The sequence below is a fragment of the Herbaspirillum sp. C9C3 genome, from assembly GCF_013359625.1.
GTDB lineage: Bacteria > Pseudomonadota > Gammaproteobacteria > Burkholderiales > Burkholderiaceae_D > Herbaspirillum.
The window spans coordinates 1-25,191 of record NZ_JABFMQ010000039.1 but is presented as its reverse complement, the minus strand read 5'-3'; the positions used below and the strand labels follow the sequence as shown (position 1 = coordinate 25,191).

Below are 25,191 nucleotides of genomic sequence, written 5' to 3'. Positions count from 1 at the left end.
CCCCATCGGCCCCACCCCCATCACCTGCTTGAACACCCGGCTGAAGTGACTCTGGTCGGCAAACCCGCATTCCAGCGCAACGAGCGACATGCTCTTGTCGCCCTCGCGCAGCAGACGGCAGGCCAGAGCGATGCGCTGGCGCTGCAGCCAGGCATGCGGGGGCAAGCCGAAGCTGAGCTTGAAGGCGCGCGAGAAATGTGCGCGCGACAGCCCGCATTGCGCCGCCAGCTCGGCCAGGCGCACCGGCTGCCCCAGATGCGCCAGCATGTAGTCGCGCACCCGCACCTGCTGCCACCCGGCCAGGCGGCCGCCGCTGCGCGCCAAGGGCTGGCCGCCGTAACGCTGCGCCAGATGGGTATGCAGGGCCAGCATGACGCTGTCGACAAAGACCGTATCACCCCGTTCGCCCTGCTCGCCCTGTTCGGCCGTCTCCCCCAGCATCGGCAACATGGCCTGGACCAGATGCCAGACCACCGGATCGCGTACGCCCTGCCGCTGTTGCAGCAGGCCAATGCGCCGACCGTGCTCCTCGCTCCAGCGCTCCAGCGTGGTACGCGGCAACTGCAGGCGCACGTTGTCGTAGCCCGAGAGATGCTGGCAACGCCACTGCTCGCGCAGGTCGGTAATGGCCATCTCCCCCAGGCGGTGGCCACCGGCATGCACCAGCTGTCCGGCGCGCCAGAGCTTGTGATGGCGAAAATCCTGCAACTGCACGATGACCGAAAAGGCATCCTCGCCGGGAATGTCGATCACCGGCGCGATACCTGCCGGCACGCCCCCGGCAGGCGACTGGGTCGCACGTGCCAGGAGAATGTCGTCCTGCAGACGAATGCGCTTCATGAATCGCTGGGAGATGGGCTGGATCACGCGAAAAAACGGTCAAGTTGAATAAAAAAGCAACGGTCCGCTCCAGCTGCCGCTCGCAGGCCGGCGCATCCGAAGCTGGGTGAAGGAAAACGCAAAAAAGGCAGAGCCGTCAAGCTCTGCCTTTTTCCAGTCCCGGCGTACAGGACTCACATCGAAGTCCGCCCCGATTCGAATAGGAACCAGGCCCGCTGCTCGGCCTCGTCGATCCAGTTCTCCAGCAGGCTGGCCGTGGCCACGTCGCCATGCTCGTCGCACAGCGCGTGGGTGGCCAGCATGAAACCGACCAGGCGCAGATTGTCTTCGCGCAGTTCGGCCAGCATGTCGGAGGGCGTGACGAAATCGGCATCGTTGTCGGCCAGTCGCTGCAGCCGGCCGACATGGCCGGTGGAACGCAGCGTGGTCGCGCCGATCTTGCGGACCCGCTCGGCCACCGCATCGGTGATGGCGATGATCTGCTGCGCCTGGTCGTCCAGCAGCAGGTGGTAGTCACGGAAGTGCGGGCCGGACATGTGCCAGTGGAAATTCTTGGTCTTCAGGTACAGCGCGAAGATATCCGCCAGCAACATGGTCAGCGCCCCGCCGATTTCCTGCGTGGCCAGCGCCGAAAGTGCGCCGGGCGTGGCCAGCGGCGCCAGCCGGCGCTTTTCCAGCTGCTGGCGTTGGGTTGCGTCCAGGCTCATGGTGCTCACCCCTTCAGGAAGGCCAGCAGGTCTTCGTTGATCTGATCCTTGTGGGTGGCGCACAGGGCGTGCGGTGCACCGCCGTAGATCTTCAACTGTGCCCCCGGCACCATCTCGGCCACCAGCTTGCCGGTGGTCTGGAAGGGCACGACCTGGTCGTCGTCGCCGTGGATCACCAGGGTCGGGAAGTTGAATTTCTTGATGTCTGCCCGGAAATCGGTACCGGAGAAGGCCGTCACGCAATCCAGCGTGCCCTTGAGCGAAGCCAGCATGGCGATGTTGAAGGTCTGTGCCAGCACGCCCGCGCTGACCGCATTGGCCTTGCCGGGACGATTGGTGCCGAAGAAGACCGCCGCGAAATCGCTGATGAATTGCGCACGATCCTTCAACAGCCCTTCCTTGATACCGGCGAAGACCTCGGCCGGTACGCCCTGCGGGAAGTCCGGGGCCTGGCCGAAGATCGGCGTCACCGCGCCCAGCAGTGCCGCCTTGGCCACGCGCTGGCTGCCGTGGCGGCCGATGTAGCGGGCCACGTCGCCACCGCCCATGGAGAAGCCGACCAGGGTGGCGCCCTGCAGGTCCAGCTTGTTCATCAGCTCGGCCAGGTCGTCGGCGAAGGTGTCGTAGTCATAGCCGCTCCAGGGCTGCCCGGAACGACCGAAACCACGGCGGTCATAGGCGATGACGCGATAGCCGTGCTCGGCCAGGAAGTTCATCTGGTATTCCCACATGTCGCCATCCAGCGGCCAGCCGTGGCCGAAGACGACCGGTTGGCCGCTGCCCCAGTCCTTGTAATAGATTTCAGTACCGTCGCGGGTGGTGAGGGTGCTCATGGCGTAACTCCTTGTGAAGTAATGTGGACGTTGCCGCTTGCGCGGCCAGCGTGCAGGGGGACAGCAGCCGCCCTGCATGCAGGGCGGCTTGAGAACAGGGATGGGACGACACCGACCGCCGTGGCCGGGCAGCCCCTAAGGCTGCGCCGCAGCCTGGCCCAGCCGCCACTGGCCGGGACCGCACAACGCGATGGCCGTGAAGATCACCAGCAGCAGCCAGCCGAACTGGCCCTCGGCAATGCTCCAGTCAGGATGCACTGCCAGCATGGCCACCAGCAGTACCCCGATGACGGGCAGGCAGGCCAGACGGGTGAAGAGGCCCAGGGCGATGAGCACCGGGCACAGCGCCTCGGCCAGGATGGCCGACCAGAGCGAGACCGTCGGGCCCAGACCGAAGGGGTCTTCGATGACGGTCAGCTCATGGGCGTAATGGGTGAGCTTGGGCAGTCCATGCACGTAGAAGAGCATGAAGCTGCCCGCCACGCGCAGGAACAACAGCCCCACGTCCAGGGGCGGGACCGGCAAACCCGGCCGGCGGGCGGGATGGCGCGTTTGCATGATCGGCTCCCGTCAGAACGCAAAGCAACTGCAACCCAACGCGCCCCAGAATCCGGCGAAATTGGACACCGGAACGCTGGACTTGCGCGCCACGTCATGCGCATGTCCATGGACACCACAGGAGCCCGCGCAGGCATGCGGCAGCGCGGTCTTCTTCTGGCGGGCGGCATCGCCCCCGGCAACGGCGCGGTAGTGCCCCGGCACCTTGGCCACCGGCGACCACTCGGGCAAGACCGGGATCTCGCCGGGTCCGTAGGAGGAGAACGGCCCGGCACCATAGACCACCTTGCCATCGACCACGGTCATGAGCGATTCGATGGCCTTGATCTGGTCTTCATGCACGCTGAAGAAATCCGCCGACAGCACCGCCAGGTCGGCCAGCTGGCCGGCCCGGATGCGGCCTTTTTTTGCCTGTTCGCTGGAGAACCAGGCGCTGCCTGCGGTCCACAGTTCCAGTGCAGTTTCGCGAGGTAACCTGCCAGTTGACCGGTACAGTTGGGTGCCGCCAACAGTACGGCCGGAGACCAACCAGTACAGTGCCGTCCAGGGGTTGTAGCTGGCCACCCGGGTGGCATCGGTACCGGCGCCGACCGGCACGCCCATCTCCAGCATCTTGGCGATCGGGGGCGTGTGCTCGGCAGCATCGCTACCGTAGCGGTCGATGAAGTACTCGCCCTGGAAGGCCATGCGATGCTGGATGGCGATGCCGCCGCCCAGCGCCTTGACGCGCTCGATGTTGCGCTCGGTGATGGTCTCGGCGTGGTCGAACATCCAGTGCAGGCCATCGAAGGGAATGTCGCGGTTGACCTTCTCGAACACGTCGAGCATGCGCGCGATCGATTCGTCATAGGTGGCATGCAGGCGGAATGGCCAGCGATTGGACACCAGATGACGCACCACGCGCTCCAGTTCCTCTTCCATGCCCTCGGCCAGGTCGGGGCGCGGCTCCAGGAAGTCCTCGAAGTCGGCGGCGGAAAACACCAGCATTTCACCGGCGCCGTTATGGCGCAGGAAATCGTCGCCGTCACCCGGCTTGACCAGGCCGGTCCACTTCTGGAAATCGGCCAGCTCACCGCCCTTGTTCTGCGTGAACAGGTTGTAGGCAATGCGGATGGTCAGCTGGCCGTCAGCGGCCAGCTTGTTGATGATCTGGTAGTCATCCGGGTAGTTCTGAAAACCGCCGCCGGCATCGATGGCGCTGGTCACGCCCAGGCGGTTCAACTCGCGCATGAACTGGCGGGTCGAGTTGACCTGGTATTCCTGAGGCAGGGTCGGTCCCTTGGCCAAGGTGGCATACAGGATCATGGCATTGGGACGGGCGATCAGCATGCCGGTCGGGTTGCCCGAGGCATCGCGCACGATTTCGCCGCCCGGCGGATTGGGCGTGTCCCTGGTGTAGCCGACGGCCTGCAACGCGGCGCGGTTGAGCAGGGCGCGGTCATACAGGTGCAGCACGAAGACCGGGGTATCGGGCGCGGCGGCGTTCAATTCTTCCAGCGTGGGCATGCGCTTTTCGGCGAACTGGAATTCGGTCCAGCCGCCCACCACGCGCACCCATTGCGGATGCGGAGTACGCGCGGCCTGGTCCTTCAACATGCGCAGCGCATCGGCCAGCGAGGGCACGCCTTCCCAGCGCAGTTCCAGGTTGTAGTTCAGGCCACCGCGAATGAGGTGCAGGTGGGAGTCATTCAGGCCGGGGATGACGGTGCGCCCGCCCAGGTCGATGACCTGGGTGGTGGCTTGTTTCAGACGCATCACGTCGGCGGCGCTGCCGACTTCGAGGAATTTTCCGCCGCCGATGGCAAGGGCCTCGGCGATGGGGTTTTGCTTGTCGACGGTGTGGATCTTGCCGTTCAACAGGATCAGATCAGGGGTCACGCTGGTTGCGGTCATCATGGAGGCTCCGGGCATGGACTAAGGCGATGGAGAGGGCGAATTGCGCAGGTAGTGAGGCCGCTTGCCGCGGACTGCTCATCCCCTGCGCTTTTGTTGACGCTTTTATTGGTGCTTGCAGTGTGCAAAAACGCACAGCCAGCGTCTAGCTATACGAACAGATAATGGCAGCGCTCCCCCCGCTTGCCTATGATCGCCTCCGGCAGCCTCGCTCCCGCTGTCCACCGGTCTGCTTCGCCGCTCCCCGCCGCCAGGCCGGCACACTCCTCCACCATCATCCACCTACGGAATCATCATGACCACCAATACCAAGCTCGACGTGCTGACCCCGACCAACTGCCAGCTCATCATCATCGACCATCAGCCGCAGATGGCTTTCGGCGTGCAATCGATGGACCGCCAGGCACTGAAGAACAACGTCGTCGCCCTGGCCAAGTCGGCCAAGGTGTTCAACATCCCCACCGTCATCACCACCGTGGAAACCCTGGGCTTCTCCGGCTACACCTATCCGGAACTGCTGTCGGTGTTCCCCGAGCACGACATCCTGGAGCGTACCTCCATGAACTCCTGGGACGACCAGAAGGTGCGCGACGCCCTCAAGGCCAACGGCAAGAAGAAGGTGGTCGTGGCGGGTCTGTGGACCGAGGTCTGCAACAACAGCTTCGCCCTGTGCGCCATGGCCGAAGGCGACTACCAGATCTACATGGTGGCCGACGCTTCCGGCGGCACCTCCAAGGAAGCCCATGACTACGCCATGCAGCGCATGATCCAGGCCGGCGTCATCCCCGTGACCTGGCAACAGGTGATGCTGGAATGGCAGCGTGACTGGGCCCGCAAGGAAACCTACAGCGCCGTCATGGACATCGTGCGCGAGCACTCCGGCGCCTACGGCATGGGTGTGGACTACGCCTACACCATGGTGCACAAGGCCGAACAGCGCCCGCACGGCAACCAGCAGACCCTGGCCCCGGTGCCGGCCAAGTAAGCGCCCGCAGCCAATGGCGCCGCCGCCCTGCAGCCGTCGATCGGACGGAGGCGGCGGCGCCCCACCTTCATGAGGAGCCGGGCCATGTCCGCTTATCTGATTTCACTGGGGGCCGGCATCCTGATCGGTGTCGTCTATGCGCTCTTCAAGGTGCGCTCACCGGCGCCACCGGGCATCGCCCTGATCGGCCTGCTGGGCATGGTGCTGGCCGAGCGCCTGGTCAACGGTCTGGGCCCCCTGCTGGGCCATTGATTCCTGGAGGACGCATGAAACCCTATCTGATCTCCCTCCTGATGGGCCTGCTGGCCGGACTGATCTATGCCGCCCTGCACGTGCAGTCGCCGGCACCGCCCATCATCGCCCTGCTCGGTTTGCTGGGCATGCTCATCGGCGAACAGCTGGTCCCCATCGCGCGTCGCAAGCTGGCCGGAGAAGCGCTGACGGCGTCCTGGTTCCACCGCGAGTGCATGCCCAAGATCACCGGCACGCCACCGCCGGACCAGCAGTAGGCCAGGTATCGCAGGCCACAGCGCTGACGATGATGAGCCAGGGGGAGACCATGCCCGCATCACACCGCCCCATCGCCGTGATCGATGACGATCCCGGCGTTCGCACCGCGCTGTGCAACCTGCTGGACTCCGCCGGCCACCGTCATTGCAGTTTCGATTGCGGCGAGGATTTCCTCTCCAGTACCTGCCTGCCCGTGGCGGGCTGCGCCATCGTCGATCTGAACCTGCCGAGGATGAGCGGTTTCGAACTGGCCGAGCAATTGCGCCTGCTGCGACCGGACCTGCCGCTGCTGTTGCTGTCGGCGCAGGCCACGGCACTGCAGCAACAGCGCGCCACTACCATGGGGATCGCACTGCTGGCCAAGCCGGTCGATGCCGATACCCTGCTGGTACTCCTGACGGCCACCCGGCTCTACGGACCACCCTGACACCCTGACCGGCAATGCGGCACAATGCGCCCTTGAGCCCACATTCTTGCCAGGAGAATCCCTTGCCGTCCGACCCGCGTCCCGCCGACGACGATGCCCTGCTGCAAACCCTGTGCGAACTGTCGGCGCTGCTCGATCCTGTCCTGCTCAAGCCGGCCATCACACGTGCCCTCTGCCAGCTTGCCGGCGCGCGGCGCTGCCTGCTGGTGCGCCATGAAGCAGGCCTGGATCTGATCGAGGCCGAAGCACGGCGTGACGGACTGGAGGTCTGCAACAGCCAGCGCTACTGCATTGCCGGACCGGATGATCTGCAGGCGGCACTGACGCTGATCCTGAGTCATCGTGGCCAGTCGCATGGCGCACTGCTGCTGTTTTATGACGATGCGCCCGGCCAGGCCATGACACGCTGCGCCCGCCACATCGCAGCACATGCCGCCGTGCTGCTGAGCAATGCCGCCGACCATGCCCGGGCCTTGCTGGAAAAGGAAATGCTGCTGTGCGCCGAGCGCGAGCTGCGCACCAGCCAGGAACTGCTCAAGCAGGGCGAACGTTTCAACCACGCCGGCAGCATGCGCTACCTGGTGCGCGAAGACCTGATGTTCTGCTCCGACGAACTGTGTCGCATCTATGGCCTGCCGCCCGGCCGCAACTGCATCACCTATGACGAGTTCGCAGCGCTCATGCACCCCGATGACCGCCAGGAAGTGATCGACACCGTCAACGCCGCCGTCGCCATGGGTGGCACCATCCGCGTGGAGCACCGCATCTGCCGCCAGGATACCGGCGAAGTACGTACGCTCTCCGGCATCGGCAAGCCGGTGTGGGTCGACGGCACCTTTACCGAATACATGGGCACGGCCACCGATATCACCGTGCGGCGCCAGGCCGAGTACGCCATCCGCGCCGCCCAGGTGGACATGGAGCGCGTGGCGCGCGCCAACACGGCGGGCCAACTGACGGCCTCCATCGCCCATGAAATCAACCAGCCGCTCATGTCCATCGTCTCCAATGCCGGCGCCAGCCTGCGCTGGCTGGACCGAAGCGCGCCGGAACTGGAGCATGCGCGTGCCAGCCTGCGCGACATCATCAGCGAAGGCCAGCGCGCCGCCGGCATCATCAGCGGGCTGCAGAACCTGACCCGCAAGCACGCGACGCAATTCGAACGTATCGACCTGCACGCACTGATCCGCCATATCCTGACGCTCTCGCGCAGCGAACTGGAGCAGCGCGACGTGCATCTGGTCCTCTCGCTCTCCCCTGCCGAGGTCCATGTGCTGGGGGATACGGTGCAGTTGCAGCAGGTACTGCTGAACCTGGTGGTCAATGCCATCGATGCCATGACCGGCGTGCCGGAAAACGCGCGCACCTTGAGCATCAGCACCACCTGCTGCAATGAACAGCGGGTCAAGGTGACGATACAGGACAGCGGTGCAGGCATCGCCCCCGAGGCCATGCCGCGCATCTTCGACGCCTTCTACACCACCAAGGAAAACGGCATGGGCATGGGTCTGGCCATCTGCCGCTCCATCATCGAGACCCATCGCGGCCGCTTGCGCGTGACGGCGGCCTCGCCGCAAGGCAGCGCGTTCGGTTTCGACCTGCCACGCGTGCCGTGATGCGATGTGGGCCGGCCGTCAGCCCAACCGACGGCGCCATGCGCCCGGACTGCTGCCGACGATCTGTGAAAACACACGGGTGAAATGACTCTGGTCGTAGAAACCACAGGCCACAGCGATGTCGGCCAGCGAGAGCTGGGTCAGGCGCAGGTAATGGCGCGCCATGTCGACGCGCTGGATCAGCAGCCACTGGTGCGGCGTGTGGCCGGTGCTGGCCTTGAAGGCGCGCAGGAAGTAGCTGGCCGACATGTTGCACTCGCGCGCGATGTCCGCAATGGAGAGGGCGTCCCTGGACTTCTGCAACAGCATCTGCTTGGCGCGCTCTTCATGCAGCCGCGACAGCCGCATATGGCGTTGACCAGGCGGGCTGACGCCACCATAGCGCCGCAGCAGATGGGTTCCCATGGCCAGGCCGAGCTGGTCCACGAACAGGCGCTGGTCGGCATCGGGCTGCGCCAGTGCCGGTGCCAGGGCAGCGGCCAGATGAGCCAGCACCGGATCGTCATGACCGGTGACGGTGGCCAGGCCACTGGCCTTGCCTGCCCGCAGATCCTCATTGACCGTGGCGAACCAGGACAGCGGCAGCTCCACCAGCAGGAAATCGAAGGGCGTCTGCAGGTCGGCCCGGTAGTCTTCGGAAAAATCACGAATGTAGACGGCACCGCGCCCGAACTCGAACTGCGCCCCCTGGCGGCCGCGGAAGATGTTGCGGCGGTGTTGCGGGGCCATCGAGATACCCACCAGGAAACCACGATCGGAGGCCGGGGTATGGACCTGCGAGACCTCGCGACCCTCGACCCGCTTGCGATAGAAGCTGAAGTAACTGCCCTGCAGTTCCTGGCTCTGCTTGAGGCGAGTGGCCGAGCAGCCCAGCGAATCGCTGCGCAAGGAGGACGTGGGGGAAGCGGTCAGGGCAGTCATGGGTGAGCGCGATGACATCAGAAAATCCGATAAGGGCGCACAGCGGCCCGGTTCCCGGATTCTACACAGGTGCGCGATACGACGTGAGGATTGCTCAGTTTCATTGCCGCCGCTCAGGATGGCTTGCGGGCAGCCTCCTGCAGCATGGCCTCGCCGACCTCTGCCTGACCACGCTCGAGCAGCGTACGGCCGGCAGCGTCGATGTCGCGCACGTCCTTGTTCTGGCTGAGCTTGCGCTTGCCTTCCAGGCGCGTGATCTCGATCTCGATGCCGACGATGGCCTTGAGCAGGGTATCGGTAAAGTCGGCGGGCGCATCGGACATCTTCCACGGCCTTGTCTCTCCGGCCTCATGGGTGCGCGTCAGGCGCGCCACCACACCGCGCAGATAGCGCTCGTCGTCACGGATGGTGACGCGCCCGTGGGCATGCGCCACGCTGTAGTTCCAGGTCGGCACCTGGCGATGTGCCTCGTGCTTGCTGGGATACCAGCTCGGCGAGATGTAGGCGTCGCCGGCCGAGAACACCACCAGTACCGCATCGCCATCGGCCAGTTCGCGCCACAGCGGATTGGCGCGCGCCACATGCAGATGCAGCGTACCCAGCGCGCCCTGAGTAGCATCGAGATGACAGGGCAGGTGATTGGCATCCAGTCCGCTGGCGGTGTACGAGACCAGCACGCCGAAGGGATGGGCGGTGATGAGCTGGTGCAGGCTGGTGGTGTCGTTGTCGGCAAAATGGGCGGGGATGTACATGCGTTTCCTGGCAAGTGGGTGGGCTGCCTCATTGTAAGGCAAGGCCCGCCGGGAACGCCGCAGCGCGCCGACTCAGCGTGCCGGACCGGCCTGCGCGTTGACCGGCATGGCCGAGCTCGGCAGACCGAAAACGCGATCAAAGCCCAGGTTGAACAGGTAGGTGTAGATCATGAAGAAGACGATCAGCCCGAAGTCCAGCACCAGCGCATCCCACAGGCTCATGTCCAGCCACCAGGCAAACAGCGGCACCAGCATCACCACCAGGCCGCCTTCGAAACCGAGGGCGTGTGCCGCACGGCGCGCGAAGTTGCGGCCACGGCGCGGCTGGCGGGCTTCCCAGCGCTCGAACAGACCGTTGAAGATGAAATTCCAGACGAAGGCTATCGTCGACGAGGCCACCGCAGCCGCCGATGAATGCGCACCGTCATGGCCGGCGAAGACGGTCAGCCCGACCGTCGTGAAAATGATGGCCAGGCCCTCGAAGAGGCAGGCATAGACCAGCTTGCGTTTGAATCCCTGCATGATGTGCTCCTGAAAACAGCAGCGCGCCAGCTCCCTTTGCCCCCCGGAAGCGGACCCGGACTGGCCGCGCGATGGAAAGCATTCTATGATGAAGTTTTTGATGAATGAAGTCGGCTTCTTTCAGTTTTTCTGACAGGTGGCCGACCGGCTTGCAGAAGGAACATGCCATGGCTTTCTCCAGTGACAACGTCCGGGTCTTTCTGGCAGTGCTCGACAGTGGCTCGTTTTCGGCAGCGGCGCGCCTGCTGGGCCGGGTGCCGTCCTCGGTCAGCATGACCATCAGCCAGCTGGAAGCCGAGCTGGACCTGGTCTTGTTCGACCGTACCGCGCGCGATGCCCGCCCTACCGAACTGGCGCGCGCCCTGGAGCCGGATGCACGCCTGCTGGCCAGCACCCTGCGCCAGCTCGATGCGCATGCGCTGGCCATGCACCAGGGGCTGGAGCGCAAGCTGACTCTGGCGGTCGCCCCGGAACTGCTGTCGGTGCCCTGGGCCAAACCGCTGGCGGTGCTGGCCGGGGAGTTTCCCTCGCTGGAGGTGGAAGTGCTGTCCTCGCCCCAGGCCGATGCCATGCGCATGCTCTATGACAATACGGCGCAGCTGGCGCTGGTCTTCGAGCGCCACGCCGGCAATGACCGCGAAGCCTTCCAGGAATTCAGCAGCGAAATGATGGTGGCCGTGATCGCGCCTGATCATCCCGCACGGCTGCGCAAGAAGCGCAAGCTGCGCTACGAGGACCTGTATGACATCCGTCAGATCGCCGTGGCCAGCCGCGATGCCAGCATCTCGGACCCGCGCTTCTTCCTGGCACGGCATCTGTGGCGCACCGACAATCACCTGGCCACACTCTCGCTGGTACGCGAGGGCCTGGGCTGGGCCTATCTGCCGCACAGCCTGGTGCAGGCGCAGATCGAGGCCGGTACGCTGGTGGTCATCGATTTCGACAACATCAGCAACCAGCAGCGCATGTGGGTGGATGTGGTGTGGAACAAGGATCAGCCGCTGGGGCTGGGGGCGCAACGCTTCATTGCACTGATGCGGGAAATGGCGCCGAGCCGGCGCAAGCGGTCGCACAAATGAATGGGGCTCATCAGAAACCGGAAACCGTTCGGACTGAGCAAGTCCCTCAGGGCCGACTCGAAGGCGCTACGCGGGGCAAAATCATCATCACGCTGCACAGCGTCTTCGATACGCGGCGTGGCCGCTACTCAGTCCGAACGGTTGGTTATCTGCACAATGAACACCGAATGAACATCGATCAATTTTTTTAAGTTTTTAAGGAAAGCCGACTTAGAGAAAGAATTCCGAATACTTAGTTTTCAAGGAATGACCTGGGTCTTGCTCTTGGCCGCCAGCAACTGCACCAGCAACCGGTCACGCTCGGCGGCCAGGTCGATGGAGGTCTTGCCGCGCATCTGTTGTGCCACGCCCGCGCCAATCTGCGCCTTGAGTGCATCCGTGATGGCTGGCGCTCCCAGGTCGGCCCACCAGCTCTCGATGGGTGGCCCCAGGTGATCGAGCATATGCCCGATGCCGCCCTCCCCGCCCGACATGTGCAGGTTGAGATACGGCCCCATCAGCGCCCAGCGCAGGCCGGGGCCATAGGCGATGGCCGTATCGATGTCCTCGGTGCTGGCCACGCCCTGCTCGACCAGGTGGAAAGCCTCGCGCCACAACGCGGCCTGCAGGCGGTTGGCGATGTGACCCTTGACCTCCTTGCGTACATGGATGGCCTTCTTGCCGATGGCGGTATAGAACGCCAGCGCGGCCTGCACCGCCTCCGGCGAGGTCTGCGCGCCACCGATGACTTCCACCAGCGGGATCAGGTGCGGGGGATTGAAAGGATGGCCCAGCACCACCCGCCCCGGATGGCGGCAGGCCGCCTGCACCTTGCTCATCAGCAGGCCCGACGAACTCGACGCCAGCACCACATGGGCCGGCAGGACGGCATCCATGCGCTGGAACAGATCGATCTTGAGATCTTCCCGCTCGGGGCCGTTTTCCTGCACGAAGTCCGCCCCCTGCAACGCCTCTTCCAGCGACGCCGAGAAGCGCAGTCGCTCCGGCGAGGCGCCCGGCGCCAGGCCCAGCTCTTCCAGGCTGGGCCAGTGGCGCGCCACGGCGGCCCGCAGCTTTTCCTCCGCGCCCGGCATCGGGTCGGTGGCCGACACCTCCAGCCCCCGCGCCAGGAAATAGGCCACCCAGCTGGCGCCGATGACGCCCGTCCCCACCACCGCCACCCGCCGTACCTCCTGATGACCGGACCAGGGGCCGCTTGCTGATACCTGCATGCTTGTCTCCTCTATTGATGGGCTTCAGTGAAATCGCGCTGAAGCTGAATATTCTCGGTAAATCTCGATTTTATTCGATGTTTCGGTGCGAGATTTGCGCGGGCATTCGGCTACGATTGGTATCAAAGCACACAGACAAACTCCCGGATATGAATCGGGATCAACTCCGGGTCATCCCATGTTCCTCTATCTTCCTTTTCTGCTGGCCTTCCTGACCGTCCTCGGCATTGCATTGGGCTGGAAATCATTGAGCAACAAGCTATGGTTGGCAAGCACCGGCGTCACCCTGTGGTGGTTCAGTCAAACCACCCAGGGTCACCTGGGTTTCGTCCTGTAATGGCACCGTCTCATGGATCGTTCCGTCGTCTTCACCCCGCGCGAACCCGTCCTGCCGGGCGGGATCTTTCTCAATTGCCTGTGCCTGCTGGCCGTCACTGCCTACCTGGGCCTGCTGCTGTACTACCAGTGGGTACTGCTGGTAGCGCCTTGTCCGCTGTGCCTGCTGCAGCGCACCGGCATCATCCTGACCGGCATCGGCTTCATGCGCAATCTGCGCTTCGGGGTCAAGAGCGCGCACTATGGGGTCGCGCTGGTGGGTGCGCTACTGACCGGGCTGATCGCGCTGCGCCAGATCTCGCTGGAGGCCCTGGCCGGGCAGACGCCGCAAGGACCGATGTTCCAGGGCATGCACTTCTATACCTGGACGGCCCTGTTTGCCCTGGTGTCCATCCTGGTGATCGCCTTGCTGCTGTGCGTCAAGAGCGCGGAATATCCGGCCACGCTGCTGCTGTTGCAAAGCGCGGAACGGCAAGATGAACCGCGTCGCATCCCCTGGGGCAGGATCGTGGTGAGCACCCTCTTCCTGCTGATGGTGGGGGCGCACCTGGTGGCCAGTCTCACCGACTGCAACCGCGCAGCCTGCGATGAAGACCTGCTCGATCGCCTGCAACTGCATGCCCCGTCCCCCTGGTCCAGATGAAAAAACGGCGCACGCCTGCAACTTGCAGGGGTGCGCCGGTCAAGGACGGCTCAAGACTATCGTGGCCCGACACGCCTGGCGCGCGTGCCGGGCCTGGGCATTACCGTTGCATCAGAAGCGGTGCTGCATGCCCAGGGTGGTACCGAACTGGCTGCTGCCGAAGCCGGCATCATCACGCGACAGGCCCACCAGCTGGTTGTTCCTGGCCTTGGCATAGGCCGTGCTCAGGTACAGGTCGGTGCGCTTGGACAGCGCATACTTCAAGCGCAGCGAATACATGATGGGATCGGCATCGTTGGCTACGTTCTTGATGTTCTGGTAGTAGATCGCCCCCATCACGCTCATGGCCGGCGTGAACTTCCAGGTCACGCCACCCCAGTAGAAGTCGCTGCGCAGATCGGTCGCGCCGGTGGCCAGAGACTTCTTGTAGTAGCGATAACCGAGGTTGAACTTCCACGCATCGGAGAGCTGGTAGCCCGCGGCCAGGTGGGCGCTGGTGGCACGGTCATAGGGGGTATTGGCGGTGCTGGTGCTGTTGTTGCGGTCATAGGTCGCAGCCACGCTGAATGGGCCGGTCCCCCAACCCAGGCCGACGGCATACTTGGCACCGTTGCGGGTCTCGCCGGCCACCTCACCGAAGCCGACCGTCGCGCCCAGCTTCACGCCCGCGAACTGGCCCTGATACTTGACCAGGTTGGACACGCCGGTGAGCATGCCATCCTTGCGGCTACCGGTAGCACCGGCCGAAGTCACCCACGAATAGTTGGCCGAGTAGCCCATGGGGTCGAAGGGCAGGATGAAGTCATAGGTGGTGGAGAAGGAACGACCCACGACTACGCGGCCGAAGCCGCCTTCCAGGCCAACATTGGACTGGCGGTTGAAGAGCTGGTTGGCATCGCCATCGAGTGCGCCGTTATCCAGCTTGAAACCGTTTTCCAGCTGGAAGATGGCCTTGAGGCCGCCGCCCAGGTCTTCCGTACCGCGAAAGCCGATGCGCGAGGTGTTCATGGATCCCGAATTCAGGCGCACCAGGCCGTTGCCGGCGGCGTTGGCATTGGTGAGGTATTCCACGCCCGAATCGACCAGGCCATAGATGGTGACGGAGGTTTGCGCCTGGACCGAGGTCGTGGCGAACGCGGCGAATGCGGCCAGCATGCTGGCCGCCAGATGAGTCTTTTGCACTGAGGTCTCCTTGATTGAGAACGTTGGATAGCGTCGGCGCGGCCCCGCCGCGCGACGTCTTCTGGTCATGCACCCGGTCTTTTCGTGATGTGGTTTTCCGGGTGAGCGAGGCGATGGCGGGTGGCCTTCCTCACTGGTTTTCATCGATGAGATGAATCGTCAAAAAACTAAGTGTCGCCGTCCGGAAAACTTAGTCGTCCGGAACGGCCAACTTAGTTTTTCAGAATGCCCACAGGGCCTGTTCCGGCAGCGACAGCCAGTATTCGCCCTGCTCCAGGCGCTGCGGCGCGTAGGCACGCAGGCCGACCGAACCGGCCGGGCCGCCCTCGACCTTGAACAGGCACTCCCAGCGGTCGCCCAGGTACATGCAGGTCGACAGCGGCAGGCGGATCGCATTGCCGGTCTGCTCGCCCGAGATGCGCACCTGCTCCACGCGAATGATGCCGGTGAGCTGCTCGCCGGGGCGGGCGTCGTCGCGTCCGCGCAGGGTGGCCACGGCGGTGCCGCCATCGAGCTTCACGGTCACGCGCTCACCCTCGCGGCTGACCACCTCGGCGGCCAGCTTGTTGTTGCTGCCCATGAACTCGGCGGTGAACAGGGTATCGGGGGTCTGGTACATGCTCTGCGGCGTGCCCTGCTGTTCGATGCGGCCATTGTTGAGCAGCAGGATGCGGTCGGAGATGGCCATGGCCTCGCCCTGGTCGTGAGTCACCATGAGCGCCGACAGGCCCAGGCGCACGATCAGTTCGCGCAGGAAGGCGCGGGCTTCCTCGCGCAGCTTGGCGTCGAGGTTGGAGAGCGGCTCGTCCAGCAGGATCACCTGCGGGTTGTAGACCAGCGCCCGGGCGATGGCCACGCGCTGTTGCTGGCCACCGGAAAGCTGGTGCGGATAACGCTCGCCCAGGTGGCCCAGGCCCAGCTGCGACAGCACTTCCTTGACGCGCTTGGCGATCTCGGTCGAGGGCGTCTTGCGCAGCTTGAGGCCATAGGCGACGTTGTCAGCCACGGTCTTGTGCGGCCACAGCGCATAGGACTGGAACACCAGGCCCAGATTGCGTTCTTCGGCGGGCATCTCGAAGTTGCGCGCGCCCTCGAAAACGCGGCGGGTACCGATGTCGATGGTGCCGGCCTTGGGCGATTCCAGCCCGGCCACGGCGCGCAGCAGCGTGGTCTTGCCGCTGCCGGAGGGGCCCAGCAGGGCCACCACTTCACCGCGTTGCAACTGCATGGAAACACCCTTCAGGATGGGATTGGCGGAGGCGCCGCTACCATAGTCCAGGTGCAGGTCGTTGACGGAAAGTTCGGTCATGATGATTCCTCAGGATGCTCTTTAGGGAGGCTGGTGCCGCTCAGTCGTGCAGCTTGACGCCGAAGCGCAGCGCAATGCCCAGGCCCACGGCCACCAGCGTGATATTGATGAAGGACAGCGCCGCTACCAGTTCCACGGCGCCGGCGGCCCACATGGAGACGATCATCGAACCGATCACCTCGGTACCGGGCGAGAGCAGATAGACGCCGGTGGAGTACTCGCGCTCGAAGATCAGGAACACCATCAGCCAGGCCCCCACCAGGCCATAGCGCACCAGCGGGAGGGTGACGTCGCGGGTGACGCGGGAACGCGAGGCACCGACGGCGCGGGCTGCCTCTTCCAGCTCCGGGCCGACCTGCAGCAGGGCGGTATTGATCAGGCGCAGACCGTAAGCCATCCACACCACCGAGTAGGCCAGCCAGACCGAGAAGATGGTCGAGCGCAGGGCGCGCAGGGCGGGGATGAAGCTGTCCACCAGCCACAGGGCGACGGGGTTGTCGATGCCCTTCAAGGCCGAATCCAGCAGCGAGGGCACAAACAGGAACACCCACAGGAAGGACAGGCCGGCCAGCAGGCCCGGCACCGCACGCGGCACCAGCACGCTGTAGTCGAGAAAGCGCGTCACGCCATCCTGCTTGCGGTGCATGGCCAGGGCAATGGCGGTATAGCAGGCCACCGCCAGGGCGCCGCCGATGACGCCGATCAAGACCGTATTGATGATGCCGCGCACCAGCGAGGGCTGGTCCCAGACGTTCAACAGGTTCTCGAAAGTCAGCACGTCGAGCAGATTGACGCCATCCCCCCAGTGCGAGACGAAGGTGCGCAGGCCGATACCCGAGAGCGGAATGATGACGGTAAAGAGCAGCCAGCCGGCAATCAGGGCGAAGGCCACCCAGCGCCACTTGCCCAGCGGCAGCGCCTTCTGGCGCGCACCCTTGCCCTTGATGGCGACAAACTTGTTGGCCGAGCGCAGCAGCCAGCGTTGCAGCATCACCAGCGGCATGGTCACCGCCACCAGGCACACGGCCACTGCCGCCATCAGGTGATACGAAGGCGTACCCAGCTTGTTGGTGAGTTTGTAGAGATAGGTGGGCAGGACCAGGTGGCCTTCCGGATCGCCCAGCACCAGCACCAGACCGAACACTTCAAAGCCGAGGAAGAACACCAGCACTCCCGAGTAAGCCAGTGCGGGCGTGATCATCGGCAGCGACACGTTCAGCGCCACCTGCAGCGGCGACGCCCCGGCCACGCGGGCCGCTTCTTCCACGTCCGAGCCGAGACTGCGCAGGGCCGCCGAGGCATACAGATAGACGTGCGGCACGTGGGTCAGGCCGGCGATGATGACGATGCTCGTAAAGGAATAGATATTCCACGGATCGCCCTCGAAGCCGACCACCGACAGCAGGTTCTTGACCCATACCGTGTAGAAGCCCACCGGGCCCATCGAGACCACATAGCCGAAACCGATCACCATGGGCGAGACAAAGATCGGCACCATCAGGGCCGGCGCGATGAAGCTGCGGCCCGGCAGGTCGGTGCGCACCATCAGGAAGGCCAGCATGCCCCCCAGCGGGACGGCGATCAGGGCCAGGCCGGTGGCCAGGGTCAGGCCGTTGATGAAGGCCTGGCGGAAGTCGGGATCGTCGAAGATGAAACGATAGGAATCCAGGGTCAGCGTCTTGACCGGCGCGAAGAAGGGTGCCGACAGAAAGCTTTGATAGAAGATCAGCAGCAGCGGCACGAAGATGGCCAGGGCTGCCAGCAGCACGACCAGGCCGCGCGGCCAGTTCAGCCGGAAACGGCGGGCCGGCAGGGCTTGCTCGCTGCGCGGCAGCGTTGTGGTGGTTTGCATGGTGCGCCTCATGAGTGGGCAGATGGAACAGAACAGGCCGGGCGACGGCAATGCGCCGCCCACGGAGACGGCCAGAGCCGAACTCCGCAAAGCGATGACACGATGTAATGAACGAACACCCCCGTTCGGACTGAGTAGACCAGCAGGGTCGTATCGAAGGCGTGACGGCCTCTGACCTGCGCGCTACCCGGCCCGGGACGGAAATGATTTACTTCTTGGTGGCTTCCTTCCACTGCTTCAGGAAGTCCAGGCGCTTCTTCTGGTCCAGATAGTCCAGCAGTTCGGTGGAGACCGGCATGGGCTTCAAGGACGCGCCCAGTTGCCTGGTCAGTTCCGCCGAGGTGGTGGTCCCGGTGACATCGCCGCGAATGGCAAAGAGCTGCGCATCGTTGGCGATGATGGTCTGGCCGCGCTTGGAGAGGATGTAGTCCACCCACAGCTTGGCGGCATTGAGGTTCTTGCCGGCCTTGTTGATGAAGATCACGCGCGAGAGCACCAGGTTGTAATCCTTGGTGAAGGCCACGCCGATGGACGGATCCTTCTTGGCGCGCACCAGGGCATAGGGGCCGAGGATGTTGTAGCCGATCAGGTTTTCACCCGAGGAGATGCGTTCGAGCATGGTGCCGGTGGAGGACTGCACGCGTGCGGCCACGCCGCCCATGGCTTTGGCGAAGTCCCAGAAATGCGGATTGTGCTTCAGGTCATAGGTCATCAGGCTGAAGCCCACGCCAGACTTCTCGATGTCGTAGGTGGTGACCTTGTTCTTGAACTTGTCTTGCTTGCTGACCAAGAGCCTGGTGAACTCGTCGTGGGAGCTCGGCACCTCGGCCTCGCTCACCAGGCGCTTGTTGTAGACGATGGCGGCCGGCTCGAAGGTGGTGCCGTAGGCGGTGTCCTTCCAGTTGGCCCAGGCCGGCAGGGCAGCGGCTTCGGGCGACTTGTAGGCGACCGCATAGCCTTCGGAGGCCAGCTTGACCTGCAAGTCCATCGACGAGGACCACATCACATCGGCGGTGGCGCCGCCGGCGGCGGCTTCGGAGATGAAGCGGTTGTAGGCTTCGGTGGAATTCATGTCGTTGTACTCGACCTTGACGCCCGGATAGAGCGCGCCGAAATCCTTGATCAGCGCTTCGGCCGCCTTGGAATCGGTGGTGCTGTAGATCACGACCTTGCCTTCCTTGCCGGCGCCTTCAATGACCTTGGCGTAATCGGCCGGATAGCCGGCGGGAGTGTCGGCATGGGCCACACTGCTGAAAGTGACGGGCAAAGCGAGGGCCAGGCCGAGCGCAATGCTCAGGCGACGTTTGTGCAACATGGGTTCTCCTTGATGATGAAACGGACCTTGCGCCGGCCCGGTTGCAGAGCACGCCTGACGGCGTGTGCAACCGGGCTTGTCAGCGCACCAGGCCCAACTCCTGGGACTGCCTGCGATAGCGCGCAACGGTCTGCGCGATGTAATTCGAGAGCGGCTTGCCGGTCATGGCAAAGGGTTGCAAGCCACCAATGCTGCGCTGGCGATCGAAGGCGGGATCGGCCAGTGCACGGTCAAAATACTGTACCCAGCGCCGGTAATCCTCCTGCGACGCATGCGGACTCATGTAGAAGCCGCGAATGATGGGCCAGACCACGTCATAGCCCTGTTCACGCGCAGTCGGCACCGAATGCAGCGGACCCGGCAGGCGTTGTTCGGACAGCACCGCCAGGATCCGCACCTTGCCATCGGCCATGAAGTAGGCGGCCTCCGAGGTATCGCCCGAGATCACCTGCACATGTCCGGCCTGCAATGCGGCAAAGGAATCACCGCCGCCTTCCAGCGCAACGAAACGGAACTGCCTCGGCGTGAAGCCGGCGTGTTGCGCCAGCAGCGCCATCTTCAGCCAGTCCTGGCTGCCCACGGTTCCGGACAAGCCCACGGTAACCGCCGACGGATTCTTGCGGATCGCTTCGAGCAACTGCTTCAGGTTGTGCCAGGGTGCATCGCCGCGCACCGCAATCATGCCGTGATCGATGCCGATGCCAGCCACCCAGCGCACGTCGTCCACGTCAGCGCGACCATACTTGCCTTGCGCCAGGCTCAGCAGCGAGCCACCCGAAAAGGCCACCAGGGTTTCCGGCCCGCCGCGCCGCTGCGAGACCACCGAACTCCAGGCCACCGCACCGATACCACCGGGCAGGTAGGCCACCTTGAAGTCCTGCTGGCCCGCTTCGGACTGCATCACCCGGCGCAACAGCTTGCACGAGGCATCCATGCCGCCGCCCGGCTTGGCCGGGACGATGCACTCGGTGGCCCCGGCGCACGGCAGCGCACACGCCAGCAGGCATGCGGCCAGACGGTGATACCAGCGATGGAGGCATCCGGCCTTCATGGCCGAGAGCAGCAGCGCAACAACAATATGGGAACAACGGTACCGGCGCGGCCGGACCCGGGGGCAGTCATGTGGTGTCTCCAGCTTGGAATTCTTGATATGGGCGCATCGTACAAGAAAAGGCTTTCAGCCGGCTTTCAGCCAGGCTGTCAGTGTGGGATCGAAGCTACGCAGTTTCCACAATGGCCGGGCCGGACGTTTCAAAGGCGGCGGGCCATCTGTTAGCATCCGCGCTGGAGACAAGCCGTACCGCACTGTAAAAAATATAAAGGCCGCATCATGCGCATCCTGCTGGTCGAAGACCATATCGAACTTTCCCGCTGGCTGGCCAAGGCCCTGCGCGACGCCCACCTCACGGTGGAGTGTGCGCACAACGGTGCCGATGCCGACAGCCTGCTGCTCACGCAAGACTATGCTCTGGTGATCCTGGACCTGACCCTGCCGCGCATGGATGGGCTGGAAGTCTTGAAGCGCATGCGCGCGCGCGGCAGCCGCACACCGGTCCTGATCCTGACCGCGCGCGGCGGCCTGGCCGATCGTGTCAGCGGCCTGAACATGGGTGCCGATGACTACCTCGCCAAACCCTTCGAGCTGGAAGAACTGGAAGCGCGCGTGAAGGCCCTGCTGCGCCGTTCGCAGAGCCAGGAAGCGGTCACCGTGGCCTGCGGTGCGCTGTGCTTCGATACCGTCTCGCGCACCTTCACCTATCACGGCGAACTGCTGGCGCTGACCCCGCGCGAACATGCGGTGCTGGAAGTGCTGATCATGCGCCAGGGCCACACCGTACCCAAGGACAAATTGTTCCAGCAGGTGTTTTCGCTGGATGACAACGCCAGCGTGGACGCCATCGAAATCTACATCCACCGTCTGCGCAAGAAACTGGAACACGAGGCGGCGGGCCGGGTCGGCATCACCACCCTGCGCGGCCTGGGCTATCTGCTGCAGGCGGCGTAATGACGCAAGCCCCGCGGCGACTGGGCAACCTGCGCAGCCAGCTGGTGCGGTGGCTGATCATTCCGCTGACGCTGCTGGTGGCTCTGGATGCGGTCTCGGTCTACACCAATGCACTGGAGGTGGCCGACCTCGCCTACGACCGCTCGCTGCTGGCGTCCACCCGCGCACTGGCCGAACGGGTCTCCATCGTCGACGGGCATGTCACGGCCGATGTGCCCTACGTGGCATTGGACAGCTTCGAGACCGATACCCTGGGCCGCATCTACTACAAGGTCACCGGACTCAATGGCGAGCTGGTCTCAGGCTACGACGACCTGCCGCCGGTGCCGGCCAATGTCAAACGCTCGGAAGCCTATCCGGCGCTGGTGCGTTTCTACCAGGCCGATTATCACAACCAGCCCATCCGCATCGCCGCGTTGCTGCAGCCGGTGTATGACGACAGCATGCGCGGCATCGCCCTGATCCAGGTCGGCGAGACCATGGAGGCACGCAACGGCATGACGCGCAAGATCCTCTTCGATACACTTTGGCGCCAGGGCACGCTGGTGACGGTGGCGGCGCTGCTGGTATGGTTTGCGGTGCGCTTCGTGCTGCGTCCGGTGATGCAGTTGAAGGGCGAGGTGGAGTCGCGCGCGCCCACCGATCTCTCCGGTTTTGATCCGGCGCTGGTGCACAAGGAAATGCGCCCGCTGGTGCAGGCCATGAATGGCTACATGGGTCGGCTGCAGGCCCTGATCAGCGCCCAGCGGCGCTTCATCGCCGATGCCTCGCACCAGTTGCGTACCCCTCTGACGGTATTGAAGACGCAATCCGAGCTGACCCTGCGCGAACTGCGCCGCACGCGGCTCGATCCCGCCGAGCTGCGTGAGCTGGTGGAAGGCATGGCGCGCACTACCGATTCGGCGGTGCACCTGGCCAATCGCCTGCTCACGCTGGCACGGGCCGAACATGGAGCGGCCGAAGGCGGCACCATGCGCGTGCGGCTCACCGATGCGGCGCGCCAGGTGGCGCTGGAACTGTCACAGCAAGCCGTGGCCCGCGACATCGGGCTGGCGTTCGAGGATGAAGGCGATCTTGCCATCGAGGGCAATGCACTGCTGCTGCATGAACTGATGGTGAACCTGCTGGACAATGCGATCCGCTATACGCCACGCGGCGGCCAGATCACCTTGCGCGTACGGGCCCTGAGTCAGCCGGGCCACCCGACCAGCGCGCTGCTGGAGGTGGAAGACAACGGCCCCGGCATTGCCGAGGCCGAACGCGAAAAAGTATTCGAACCCTTCTACCGCGCCGGTGCCACCCAGCACGTCAATCCGGGCGGAACCGGACTGGGGCTGGCAATCGTACGCGAGATCGCCGCCCTGCACCGCGCTACCGTGACGCTGGAAGCCCCGCCGCGAGGCAGCGGGCTGCTGGTGCGCATCGCGTTTGCGGGTGTCGTGGAAATGCGGGCCTGAGCCCGCCAGGTCTCAGAACTGTTCCCAATCGCCTTCATCGGCTGGCATGGCCTTGCTGCCGCTCCTGGCACTGGAAGCCGGCACCGGTTTGGCCGGCAAGGCCTTGGCTGCGGTGCCCGGAGCCGGCACGGCGGCCTTGGCCGACATGACCGGCGCAGCCGCCGTCGGCTTGCTGGTCGACTTGGGCGGTACCGGCTTGGGCACGGGCCGCGCGCGCGAGGCCTCGTGGCTGCCGAGCTTGAAGATGCTCACCGTTTCCACCAGACGACCCGACTGCTCCTGCAGCGACTGCGCGGCAGCAGCGGCCTGTTCCACCAGCGCGGCGTTCTGCTGGGTGACCTCATCCATCTGCACGATGGCGTGATTGATCTGCTCAATGCCATCGCTCTGCTCGTTGCTGGCCGCCGAGATCTCGGCCACCACGTCGGTGACGCGGCGCACGCTGGCCACCACTTCACTCATGGTGGCGCCGGCCTGTTCCACCAGACGGCTGCCGTTGTCCACGCGGCTGACCGAATCATCGATCAGGGCCTTGATCTCCTTGGCGGCCGAAGCACTGCGCTGGGCCAGGGTACGCACTTCGGACGCCACTACCGCAAAGCCGCGTCCCTGCTCACCGGCACGCGCCGCTTCGACGGCGGCATTCAAGGCCAGGATGTTGGTCTGGAAGGCGATGCCATCGATGACGCTGATGATGTCGACAATCTTGCGCGAGGCATCGTTGATCTCCCCCATGGTCTGCACCACCTGCCCCACCACGTTGCCGCCCTGCGCCGCCACTTCGGACGCAGTGGTGGCCAGACTGTTGGCCTGGCGGGCATTGTCGGCATTCTGCTTGACGGTGGAGGTCAGTTCTTCCATCGCGGAGGCCGTTTCTTCCAGCGCACCGGCCTGTTCCTCGGTGCGCGAGGACAGATCCAGATTGCCGGTGGCGATTTCGGAAGAGGCGGTATTGATGGTATCGCTGCCCGTACGTACCTCGCTGACGATGCGGTGCAGGTTCTGGTTCATGGCCTTGAGCGAAGCCAGCAGCATGCCGGTTTCATCCTTGGTGGTCTCGCCGATCTGTATCGTCAGATCGCCTTGCGCGACGGCGCTGGCCACGTCCACCGCTTCATTGAGCGGACGGGTGATGGAGCGCGTGACCCACCATGCTGCCAGCACGCACAGCAGGATGGCCACAGCCGACAGTTCCAGCATCAGGGCGATGGCCGAATCGCTGGTGTGCTGGCCGTCGACCACACTGTCATCCATCAGCGACTTCTGGAAGGCAACGAAGCTGTCGAGGACCTCGAAGTAGCGATCCTGCTTGGGAATGACTTCATTGAAGAGCAGCTCGGTACCCTCGTCCTTCTTTTGCTGGCTGATCAGTTCGCGCAACTTGTCACGCGGGGTGTTGTAGGCGGCGCGCGCCTCCTGGATGGCCTTCAACAATTCCTTGCCGCGCGGTGTGCTGATGAGCTTTTCGACCTTTCCCAGCGCCTCGGTGGTCTTGGCGCTGTTGGCCGCACCACGGTCGAGATAGCGCCTGGCCTCGTCGATATTGCGCGCCAGCAAGGCATTGCGCAGGTTGCGCGCGGCCGAATTGACGTTCTCGCGGATCTCCATGACCAGCGCGATCTTCACATAGCGATCCTCGACCACCACCCGCGAGGCCTTGCTGATGCTGTGCAGGCTTTGCATGCCCACCCCCGTGATCAGGCACATGACCGCGACCAGTATGCCGAAGCAGGCCGCCAGGCGCGCGCTGATCCTGATGTTCTTGATGTTCATTCCTATTCCCCCGATGGATTGTGATAATGCTCGCTGAGCAGTGTGAGGTAACCGCCCCGGCCACGCCATCAGGCAGATCCTGATGCGCCCGACTGACAGCTCCCAGACTTCATTGCTTCATGGCAAGCGCATCTTGCCGTCGCGCGCAAAAAAAAAGCTGCCGTTCAGTATTCCTGAACGTCAGCTTTTTCTCAGACTTGAGCCTGCGCCGTCGGATTCTCATCCCCTGGCTCGCAAGCTTCTCACACAAAGTTGCCGATGGCTGCAATGACCGCCTGCCGCACCGATCCGCTGACCACGAAGTCATGCGCTGCCTGCACATCATCATGGAACCAGCGATCGCCCTCCAGGCAGGCCGGAATCTGCCGACGGATCTCCTCATACGCCGCCTGCGTGCCCTTCCCCAGCGCGAAGTCCTTGAGCAGTTCTTCGGTCATGGTCAGCGCCTGCGCGGCCAACAGCATT

25 protein-coding genes and 1 pseudogene are annotated in these 25,191 nt (G+C 64.3%); 10 read left to right on the top strand and 16 right to left on the bottom strand.

Annotated features, from left to right (window positions below):
• The 5 genes from HNO82_RS21200 to HNO82_RS21180 form a co-directional block, all read right to left on the bottom strand.
• Nucleotides 1–840, bottom strand: an 840-nt coding sequence (locus HNO82_RS21200; protein WP_175345044.1) for an AraC family transcriptional regulator, incomplete at its 3' end; no start/stop codon positions are given.
• 173 nt (nucleotides 841–1,013) lie between these two features.
• Nucleotides 1,014–1,547 carry a Dps family protein gene (locus HNO82_RS21195; RefSeq protein WP_034351661.1) on the bottom strand — a complete coding sequence of 178 codons (534 nt, stop codon included), beginning with the start codon at nucleotides 1,545–1,547 and terminating at the stop codon, nucleotides 1,014–1,016.
• Between the two features lie 5 nt (nucleotides 1,548–1,552).
• Nucleotides 1,553–2,380 carry an alpha/beta fold hydrolase gene (locus HNO82_RS21190; RefSeq protein ID WP_175345043.1) on the bottom strand — a complete coding sequence of 276 codons (828 nt, stop codon included), beginning with the start codon at nucleotides 2,378–2,380 and terminating at the stop codon, nucleotides 1,553–1,555.
• 135 nt (nucleotides 2,381–2,515) lie between these two features.
• A complete protein-coding gene (locus tag HNO82_RS21185) occupies nucleotides 2,516–2,938 on the bottom strand; it encodes a DoxX family protein (RefSeq protein WP_008333270.1) in 423 nt (140 codons plus the stop codon).
• 12 nt (nucleotides 2,939–2,950) lie between these two features.
• Complete coding sequence (locus HNO82_RS21180) at nucleotides 2,951–4,834, bottom strand: amidohydrolase (protein WP_175345042.1); 1,884 nt, start codon at nucleotides 4,832–4,834, stop codon at nucleotides 2,951–2,953.
• A 292-nt stretch (nucleotides 4,835–5,126) separates the two neighbouring features.
• Here HNO82_RS21180 and HNO82_RS21175 point away from each other — a divergent pair, with 292 nt between their 5' ends.
• The 5 genes from HNO82_RS21175 (at nucleotide 5,127) to HNO82_RS21155 (ending at nucleotide 8,369) form a co-directional block, all read left to right on the top strand.
• Nucleotides 5,127–5,816: a hydrolase gene (locus HNO82_RS21175; protein ID WP_175345041.1), complete on the top strand. Its 690-nt coding sequence runs from the start codon at nucleotides 5,127–5,129 to the stop codon at nucleotides 5,814–5,816.
• Between the two features lie 84 nt (nucleotides 5,817–5,900).
• Nucleotides 5,901–6,068, top strand: a complete 168-nt coding sequence (locus HNO82_RS21170) for a DUF1427 family protein (protein ID WP_083859654.1) — start codon at nucleotides 5,901–5,903, stop codon at nucleotides 6,066–6,068.
• A gap of 14 nt (nucleotides 6,069–6,082) precedes the next feature.
• The gene (locus tag HNO82_RS21165; RefSeq protein ID WP_008333276.1) at nucleotides 6,083–6,325 is read left to right on the top strand and encodes a DUF1427 family protein; all 243 of its coding nucleotides are present in this window, start codon (nucleotides 6,083–6,085) and stop codon (nucleotides 6,323–6,325) included.
• 50 nt (nucleotides 6,326–6,375) lie between these two features.
• Nucleotides 6,376–6,753, top strand: a complete 378-nt coding sequence (locus tag HNO82_RS21160) for a response regulator (RefSeq protein ID WP_249777065.1) — start codon at nucleotides 6,376–6,378, stop codon at nucleotides 6,751–6,753.
• Nucleotides 6,754–6,815: 62 nt separating this feature from the next.
• Nucleotides 6,816–8,369 carry a sensor histidine kinase gene (locus HNO82_RS21155; RefSeq protein ID WP_175345039.1) on the top strand — a complete coding sequence of 518 codons (1,554 nt, stop codon included), beginning with the start codon at nucleotides 6,816–6,818 and terminating at the stop codon, nucleotides 8,367–8,369.
• A gap of 18 nt (nucleotides 8,370–8,387) precedes the next feature.
• Here the strand turns inward: HNO82_RS21155 and HNO82_RS21150 are convergent, their stop codons facing one another.
• From HNO82_RS21150 to HNO82_RS21140, 3 genes are all read right to left on the bottom strand, one after another.
• On the bottom strand, nucleotides 8,388–9,290 hold the full coding sequence (locus HNO82_RS21150) for an AraC family transcriptional regulator (RefSeq protein ID WP_175345038.1): 903 nt from the start codon (nucleotides 9,288–9,290) through the stop codon (nucleotides 8,388–8,390).
• A gap of 113 nt (nucleotides 9,291–9,403) precedes the next feature.
• Nucleotides 9,404–10,042, bottom strand: a complete 639-nt coding sequence (locus HNO82_RS21145; protein WP_175345037.1) for an FMN-binding negative transcriptional regulator — start codon at nucleotides 10,040–10,042, stop codon at nucleotides 9,404–9,406.
• A 72-nt stretch (nucleotides 10,043–10,114) separates the two neighbouring features.
• On the bottom strand, nucleotides 10,115–10,564 hold the full coding sequence (locus tag HNO82_RS21140; RefSeq protein ID WP_008333290.1) for a PACE efflux transporter: 450 nt from the start codon (nucleotides 10,562–10,564) through the stop codon (nucleotides 10,115–10,117).
• Nucleotides 10,565–10,731: 167 nt separating this feature from the next.
• On the opposite strand from HNO82_RS21140, the gene HNO82_RS21135 reads away from it, so the two are divergent.
• A complete protein-coding gene (locus tag HNO82_RS21135; RefSeq protein ID WP_175345036.1) occupies nucleotides 10,732–11,643 on the top strand; it encodes a LysR family transcriptional regulator in 912 nt (303 codons plus the stop codon).
• A gap of 239 nt (nucleotides 11,644–11,882) precedes the next feature.
• Here the strand turns inward: HNO82_RS21135 and HNO82_RS21130 are convergent, their stop codons facing one another.
• A complete protein-coding gene (locus tag HNO82_RS21130; protein WP_175345035.1) occupies nucleotides 11,883–12,854 on the bottom strand; it encodes a 3-hydroxyacyl-CoA dehydrogenase NAD-binding domain-containing protein in 972 nt (323 codons plus the stop codon).
• A gap of 178 nt (nucleotides 12,855–13,032) precedes the next feature.
• Between HNO82_RS21130 and HNO82_RS21125 the strand changes: the two genes are divergently transcribed.
• Both HNO82_RS21125 and HNO82_RS21120 read left to right on the top strand, forming a co-directional pair.
• Nucleotides 13,033–13,191 (top strand): hypothetical protein, encoded by a 159-nt coding sequence (locus HNO82_RS21125; RefSeq protein ID WP_008333293.1) that lies wholly within the window; start codon nucleotides 13,033–13,035, stop codon nucleotides 13,189–13,191.
• A gap of 12 nt (nucleotides 13,192–13,203) precedes the next feature.
• Nucleotides 13,204–13,833 (top strand): disulfide bond formation protein B, encoded by a 630-nt coding sequence (locus tag HNO82_RS21120; RefSeq protein ID WP_175345034.1) that lies wholly within the window; start codon nucleotides 13,204–13,206, stop codon nucleotides 13,831–13,833.
• Between the two features lie 111 nt (nucleotides 13,834–13,944).
• Here the strand turns inward: HNO82_RS21120 and HNO82_RS21115 are convergent, their stop codons facing one another.
• The 5 genes from HNO82_RS21115 to HNO82_RS21095 all read right to left on the bottom strand — a co-directional run bounded on the left by HNO82_RS21115 (nucleotide 13,945) and on the right by HNO82_RS21095 (nucleotide 20,542).
• A complete protein-coding gene (locus HNO82_RS21115) occupies nucleotides 13,945–15,015 on the bottom strand; it encodes a porin (protein ID WP_175345033.1) in 1,071 nt (356 codons plus the stop codon).
• A gap of 220 nt (nucleotides 15,016–15,235) precedes the next feature.
• Nucleotides 15,236–16,324 carry an ABC transporter ATP-binding protein gene (locus tag HNO82_RS21110; protein ID WP_175345032.1) on the bottom strand — a complete coding sequence of 363 codons (1,089 nt, stop codon included), beginning with the start codon at nucleotides 16,322–16,324 and terminating at the stop codon, nucleotides 15,236–15,238.
• Nucleotides 16,325–16,364: 40 nt separating this feature from the next.
• Nucleotides 16,365–18,176, bottom strand: coding sequence for an ABC transporter permease (locus tag HNO82_RS21105; RefSeq protein WP_008333299.1), 1,812 nt, complete (start codon nucleotides 18,174–18,176; stop codon nucleotides 16,365–16,367).
• Nucleotides 18,177–18,384: 208 nt separating this feature from the next.
• On the bottom strand, nucleotides 18,385–19,491 hold the full coding sequence (locus HNO82_RS21100; protein WP_008333305.1) for an ABC transporter substrate-binding protein: 1,107 nt from the start codon (nucleotides 19,489–19,491) through the stop codon (nucleotides 18,385–18,387).
• A 79-nt stretch (nucleotides 19,492–19,570) separates the two neighbouring features.
• Nucleotides 19,571–20,542, bottom strand: a complete 972-nt coding sequence (locus HNO82_RS21095; protein ID WP_175345031.1) for a tripartite tricarboxylate transporter substrate binding protein — start codon at nucleotides 20,540–20,542, stop codon at nucleotides 19,571–19,573.
• Between the two features lie 279 nt (nucleotides 20,543–20,821).
• Here HNO82_RS21095 and HNO82_RS21090 point away from each other — a divergent pair, with 279 nt between their 5' ends.
• Together HNO82_RS21090 and HNO82_RS21085 are read left to right on the top strand one after the other, a co-directional pair.
• On the top strand, nucleotides 20,822–21,496 hold the full coding sequence (locus HNO82_RS21090) for a response regulator (protein ID WP_008333309.1): 675 nt from the start codon (nucleotides 20,822–20,824) through the stop codon (nucleotides 21,494–21,496).
• On the top strand, nucleotides 21,496–22,953 hold the full coding sequence (locus HNO82_RS21085; RefSeq protein ID WP_175345030.1) for a sensor histidine kinase: 1,458 nt from the start codon (nucleotides 21,496–21,498) through the stop codon (nucleotides 22,951–22,953). The genes HNO82_RS21090 and HNO82_RS21085 overlap by 1 nt, the downstream gene beginning before the upstream one ends.
• Nucleotides 22,954–22,965: 12 nt before the next feature.
• On the opposite strand, the gene HNO82_RS21080 is transcribed toward HNO82_RS21085, so the two are convergent.
• A complete protein-coding gene (locus HNO82_RS21080; protein WP_175345029.1) occupies nucleotides 22,966–24,726 on the bottom strand; it encodes a methyl-accepting chemotaxis protein in 1,761 nt (586 codons plus the stop codon).
• Nucleotides 24,727–24,968: 242 nt separating this feature from the next.
• Nucleotides 24,969–25,191 (bottom strand): annotated as a pseudogene (locus HNO82_RS21075) (aromatic amino acid lyase); the annotation flags it as partial.

Excerpts from the sequence above, each read along its gene's own strand:
- HNO82_RS21195 (WP_034351661.1), bottom strand. The coding sequence starts at position 1,547 with ATGAGCCTGGACGCAACCCAACGCCAGCAGCTGGAAAAGCGCCGGCTG.
- HNO82_RS21190 (WP_175345043.1), bottom strand. The coding sequence starts at position 2,380 with ATGAGCACCCTCACCACCCGCGACGGTACTGAAATCTATTACAAGGAC.
- HNO82_RS21185 (WP_008333270.1), bottom strand. The coding sequence starts at position 2,938 with ATGCAAACGCGCCATCCCGCCCGCCGGCCGGGTTTGCCGGTCCCGCCC.
- HNO82_RS21180 (WP_175345042.1), bottom strand. The coding sequence starts at position 4,834 with ATGATGACCGCAACCAGCGTGACCCCTGATCTGATCCTGTTGAACGGC.
- HNO82_RS21175 (WP_175345041.1), top strand. The coding sequence starts at position 5,127 with ATGACCACCAATACCAAGCTCGACGTGCTGACCCCGACCAACTGCCAG.
- HNO82_RS21170 (WP_083859654.1), top strand. The coding sequence starts at position 5,901 with ATGTCCGCTTATCTGATTTCACTGGGGGCCGGCATCCTGATCGGTGTC.
- HNO82_RS21165 (WP_008333276.1), top strand. The coding sequence starts at position 6,083 with ATGAAACCCTATCTGATCTCCCTCCTGATGGGCCTGCTGGCCGGACTG.
- HNO82_RS21160 (WP_249777065.1), top strand. The coding sequence starts at position 6,376 with ATGCCCGCATCACACCGCCCCATCGCCGTGATCGATGACGATCCCGGC.
- HNO82_RS21150 (WP_175345038.1), bottom strand. The coding sequence starts at position 9,290 with ATGACTGCCCTGACCGCTTCCCCCACGTCCTCCTTGCGCAGCGATTCG.
- HNO82_RS21145 (WP_175345037.1), bottom strand. The coding sequence starts at position 10,042 with ATGTACATCCCCGCCCATTTTGCCGACAACGACACCACCAGCCTGCAC.
- HNO82_RS21140 (WP_008333290.1), bottom strand. The coding sequence starts at position 10,564 with ATGCAGGGATTCAAACGCAAGCTGGTCTATGCCTGCCTCTTCGAGGGC.
- HNO82_RS21135 (WP_175345036.1), top strand. The coding sequence starts at position 10,732 with ATGGCTTTCTCCAGTGACAACGTCCGGGTCTTTCTGGCAGTGCTCGAC.
- HNO82_RS21130 (WP_175345035.1), bottom strand. The coding sequence starts at position 12,854 with ATGCAGGTATCAGCAAGCGGCCCCTGGTCCGGTCATCAGGAGGTACGG.
- HNO82_RS21125 (WP_008333293.1), top strand. The coding sequence starts at position 13,033 with ATGTTCCTCTATCTTCCTTTTCTGCTGGCCTTCCTGACCGTCCTCGGC.
- HNO82_RS21120 (WP_175345034.1), top strand. The coding sequence starts at position 13,204 with ATGGATCGTTCCGTCGTCTTCACCCCGCGCGAACCCGTCCTGCCGGGC.
- HNO82_RS21110 (WP_175345032.1), bottom strand. The coding sequence starts at position 16,324 with ATGACCGAACTTTCCGTCAACGACCTGCACCTGGACTATGGTAGCGGC.
- HNO82_RS21105 (WP_008333299.1), bottom strand. The coding sequence starts at position 18,176 with ATGCAAACCACCACAACGCTGCCGCGCAGCGAGCAAGCCCTGCCGGCC.
- HNO82_RS21100 (WP_008333305.1), bottom strand. The coding sequence starts at position 19,491 with ATGTTGCACAAACGTCGCCTGAGCATTGCGCTCGGCCTGGCCCTCGCT.
- HNO82_RS21095 (WP_175345031.1), bottom strand. The coding sequence starts at position 20,542 with ATGAAGGCCGGATGCCTCCATCGCTGGTATCACCGTCTGGCCGCATGC.
- HNO82_RS21090 (WP_008333309.1), top strand. The coding sequence starts at position 20,822 with ATGCGCATCCTGCTGGTCGAAGACCATATCGAACTTTCCCGCTGGCTG.
- HNO82_RS21085 (WP_175345030.1), top strand. The coding sequence starts at position 21,496 with ATGACGCAAGCCCCGCGGCGACTGGGCAACCTGCGCAGCCAGCTGGTG.
- HNO82_RS21080 (WP_175345029.1), bottom strand. The coding sequence starts at position 24,726 with ATGAACATCAAGAACATCAGGATCAGCGCGCGCCTGGCGGCCTGCTTC.